Origin of the sequence: Streptococcus sp. C150 (genome assembly GCF_000187445.1) — a bacterium.
In the GTDB taxonomy this organism is placed as follows: domain Bacteria; phylum Bacillota; class Bacilli; order Lactobacillales; family Streptococcaceae; genus Streptococcus; species Streptococcus raffinosi.
In genome coordinates this window covers 786,780-790,447 of the sequence record NZ_GL698449.1, presented here as the reverse complement: position 1 = coordinate 790,447, position 3,668 = coordinate 786,780, and the positions used below count along the sequence as shown (strand labels likewise).

General features: G+C 36.0%; 3 protein-coding genes and 2 pseudogenes. 3 read left to right on the top strand and 2 right to left on the bottom strand.

Annotated features, from left to right (window positions below; translation table 11 throughout):
* Positions 1–29 precede the first annotated feature (29 nt).
* Entirely contained in the window at positions 30–257 is a 228-nt protein-coding gene (locus tag HMPREF0848_RS03665) for a hypothetical protein (RefSeq protein ID WP_442852091.1), read from the bottom strand.
* Positions 258–316: 59 nt separating this feature from the next.
* Here HMPREF0848_RS03665 and HMPREF0848_RS03660 point away from each other — a divergent pair.
* The 3 genes and pseudogenes from HMPREF0848_RS03660 to HMPREF0848_RS03650 form a co-directional block, all read left to right on the top strand.
* Positions 317–941, top strand: a pseudogene (locus tag HMPREF0848_RS03660) (IS3 family transposase); the annotation flags it as partial.
* Positions 942–1,085: 144 nt separating this feature from the next.
* Positions 1,086–2,693 carry an Nramp family divalent metal transporter gene (locus HMPREF0848_RS03655; protein WP_037609135.1) on the top strand — a complete coding sequence of 536 codons (1,608 nt, stop codon included), beginning with the start codon at positions 1,086–1,088 and terminating at the stop codon, positions 2,691–2,693.
* An 8-nt stretch (positions 2,694–2,701) separates the two neighbouring features.
* Positions 2,702–3,139: a universal stress protein gene (locus tag HMPREF0848_RS03650; protein ID WP_003106725.1), complete on the top strand. Its 438-nt coding sequence runs from the start codon at positions 2,702–2,704 to the stop codon at positions 3,137–3,139.
* 98 nt (positions 3,140–3,237) lie between these two features.
* Here HMPREF0848_RS03650 and HMPREF0848_RS03645 read toward each other — a convergent pair.
* A pseudogene (locus HMPREF0848_RS03645) lies at positions 3,238–3,668 on the bottom strand (IS6 family transposase); the annotation flags it as partial.

Here is a 3,668-nt window from a genome sequence, read left to right as displayed (position 1 = left end):
GCCATTTTCCTTTAATTTTGATGTATGTTTCATCCATTTTCCATGAATAAAAGGATTTTTATTTTCTTTTTCCAAATTTGATAGAGTAGTTTGCCATATTCTTGCACCCAACGATAAATCGTCGTATGAGAAACGTTAATGCCACGATCATATAAGATTTCTTGAAGTTCACGATAGCTAAGGTTATAACGAAGATAGTAGCCCACGGCTACAATAATCACATCCTGCTGAAATTGCTTTCCTTTAAAATGATTCATCGTCATTCCTCCTGCTATCTTTTTCTATTATTCTACCTTATTTGATAGTAGATTAAAAACTTTGCAACAGAACCCTCCCTAAAATGTCAACCATCAAACCTCGTTTTAAATCAAAGAAAGCTCCTGTATTTTCTTCTGATAATCTGCTTAAACAAGAATTTAACCCGAACTCCCCAAATCAAGTTTGGACAACAGATTTCACTTATATCTCTATAGGACCTAAACGACATGTTTATCTCTGTGCTATTCTTGACCTCTACTCAAGGAAATGTATTGCGTGGAAAGTAAGTGATAGGATTGATGCCAAACTCGCCTGTGACACCTTAGAGATAGCTATAAATAAGAGGAAGCCTAAGGAACCAATTATCTTTCATTCGGACCAAGGAAGCCAATTTAAATCAGCTTCCTTTAGAAAGTTATTAGATGAGCATCAATTGCTTGCTTCTTACTCCAAGCCTGGATATCCTTATGATAATGCCGTCACTGAGGTCTTTTTCAAGTATCTTAAACAACGAGAAATTAATCGCAGAACTTATCACTCCATTTAAGAAGTTCAACTCTCTTGCTTTGAATACATCGAACAATTTTATAACAATTATAATCCTCATTCCGCCAACAAGGGTTTAACTCCAAATCAGAAAGAAGAAAATTATTTTAAGAAAATATAGCTCATTTTGTGTCTAAATATTTGACATTGGTCCAGTGTACAATTGATTCATTCCGATACAAATGAAATGAAGGCAAATAATATTAAATTAGGCGATGTTTATTTTTTTTTAGGTTTGCCTAATATTTTGCTTGAATTTTATAAAAAAGAGGTGTATACTTATAATATTCTTAAAGGAAGGTGGAAATATTTTGAAAGATACAACAAGTCAGTCTGGTAAAGAGCACAAACCTCGATTAATTCAGTATGCGAATGGTCCCTCTTTAGAGGAAATTAACGGAACTGTCGAGGTACCCAAAGGCAAAGGCTTTTGGAAAACCCTGTTCGCCTATTCTGGACCGGGAGCATTAGTTGCTGTGGGATATATGGATCCAGGCAACTGGTCTACTTCGATTACGGGTGGGCAAAACTTCCAGTATTTATTAATGTCGGTCATTTTAATGTCTAGTTTAATTGCAATGCTATTACAATATATGGCTGCTAAATTGGGAATTGTTAGTCAAATGGATTTAGCTCAAGCAATTCGAGCGAGAACGAGTAAAAAACTAGGAATCATTTTATGGATTTTAACGGAATTAGCGATTATGGCAACAGATATTGCGGAAGTAATTGGCGCATCAATTGCTCTTTATTTACTTTTTAATATTCCGCTTGTCGTCGCAGTCTTTATTACGGTATTTGATGTTTTATTATTATTGTTGTTAACGAAAGTTGGTTTTAGAAAAATTGAAGCAATAGTTGTCTGTTTGATTTTTGTAATTCTTTTTGTGTTTGTTTATCAAGTAGCGTTGTCTGATCCTAATTGGGGGGATGTACTTAAAGGATTGGTTCCGACTGGTGAAACGTTCTCCTCTACACATTCAATTGGTGGTCAAACGCCTTTAACTGGTGCATTAGGAATTATTGGTGCAACCGTTATGCCTCATAATTTATATCTACATTCGTCTGTGTCTCAGACTCGAAAGATAAATCGTACGGATGAAGATGAAATCGCCAATGCTGTACGATTTTCAACATGGGATTCTAACATTCAATTGACTCTTGCTTTTTTTGTTAACTCCTTATTGCTCATAATGGGAGTTGCTGTTTTTAAAACAGGGGCAGTGAAAGATCCATCATTCTTTGGGTTGTATGAGGCTTTATCAAATTCGGATACATTGAGTAACGGAATTTTAATCACCGTTGCAAAATCAGGTCTTCTTTCTACATTATTCGCAGTCGCGTTACTAGCTTCTGGACAAAATTCAACGATTACCGGAACTTTAACTGGACAAGTAATTATGGAGGGATTCATTCATATGAGAATGCCAATTTGGCTAAGACGTTTAATTACGCGTTTGATTTCAGTTATCCCAGTGTTAATCTGTGTAATTATTACAAGCAGGCAAGGAACGATTCGGGAGCACACAGCGTTAAATACACTAATGAATAATTCACAAGTCTTCTTAGCTTTTGCGTTACCATTTTCGATGGTACCATTATTAATGATGACCAATAGTGAGGTGGAAATGGGAAGCCGGTTTAAAAATTCGATAGTTATTCGGATACTAGGATGGGGTTCAGTAATTGGATTGACATATTTAAATTTGATTGGATTGCCCGGCCAAATTGAAGGTTTTTTTGGTGAAAAGGTGACATCAAGCCAACTTGTACTAGCTGATTCTATTGCCTATGTCATTATCGTCGCAGTATTACTACTGTTAGCGTGGACAATTATTGAACTGTATAAAGGAAATAAAAAATATAATCAATTAATTAATGAAAGGTAAGATGCACTATGGAAGGATTTGATGAATTTAAAAATATTTTAGTTGGGGTAGATGAATCAGAAGGAGCTCAAAAAGCCTTTCAATATGCTGTAAAGCAAGCGAGTAAAACTGGAGCCGCATTACTGATTGCCTCAATTTTAGAAATTGAAGAGCTGAATGTTTATGAAGCGTTAGACCCTGAGTACTTGAGCCAGAAACAAAGTCAATTGTCACTTAATTTGGAAAAGTACAAACAATATGCAGAAAATAGCGGTGTAAAAAACATTCAGCTGTACAGTGGAGAAGGTGATCCGGCCGAGGAAATTACTAAGACGATTTTGCCAGCAACATCTGCAGATATCTTAATCATTGGATCGCGATCAATGCATGGAATTAAAGGATATTTTGGTTCGCATGCTACTTATATGGTTAAAAATTCTCCAATCTCAATTACAGTTATTAAGTAAATATTGCAGATAATATGTATTTGGGTCAATATCTTGGACAAATTGGTTCTGTTGCGAAGTTTGAAAATCAAACGCGCCCTCTCTGAACTCCAAATATCTTAGGCTGTTATTCCCATTAATACCTTGATTTCAGTAGACACCGAAAACCCGAAGAGAGTGCCTTCTTTTCGGGTTTTCTTATATAATCCTCGGATGGCTTCCATGCCTTTAATCGTGGGTGAGGCAGTGCGTAAACTTCGATAGAATTTATTGCGTCTCTTTACTGGACGATGGTCTTGTTCAATCAAATTATTCAGGTATTTAATGGTACGATGTTCTGTCCCTTGATAAAAGCCGTATTCTTTTAGTCTCTTAAAGGCACTTGTAATAGAGGGGGCTTTATCTGTGACTACAACCTTCGGTTCATCAAACTGCTTCACTAACCGCTTAAGAAAAGCATAGGCTGCTTGTGTGTCCCGTTTTTTACGTAACCAAATATCCAAGGTTAAACCATCTGCATCGATGGCTCAATACAAATAATGCCATTTTC

Excerpts from the sequence above, each read along its gene's own strand:
- HMPREF0848_RS03665 (WP_442852091.1), bottom strand. The coding sequence starts at position 257 with ATGAATCATTTTAAAGGAAAGCAATTTCAGCAGGATGTGATTATTGTA.
- HMPREF0848_RS03650 (WP_003106725.1), top strand. The coding sequence starts at position 2,702 with ATGGAAGGATTTGATGAATTTAAAAATATTTTAGTTGGGGTAGATGAA.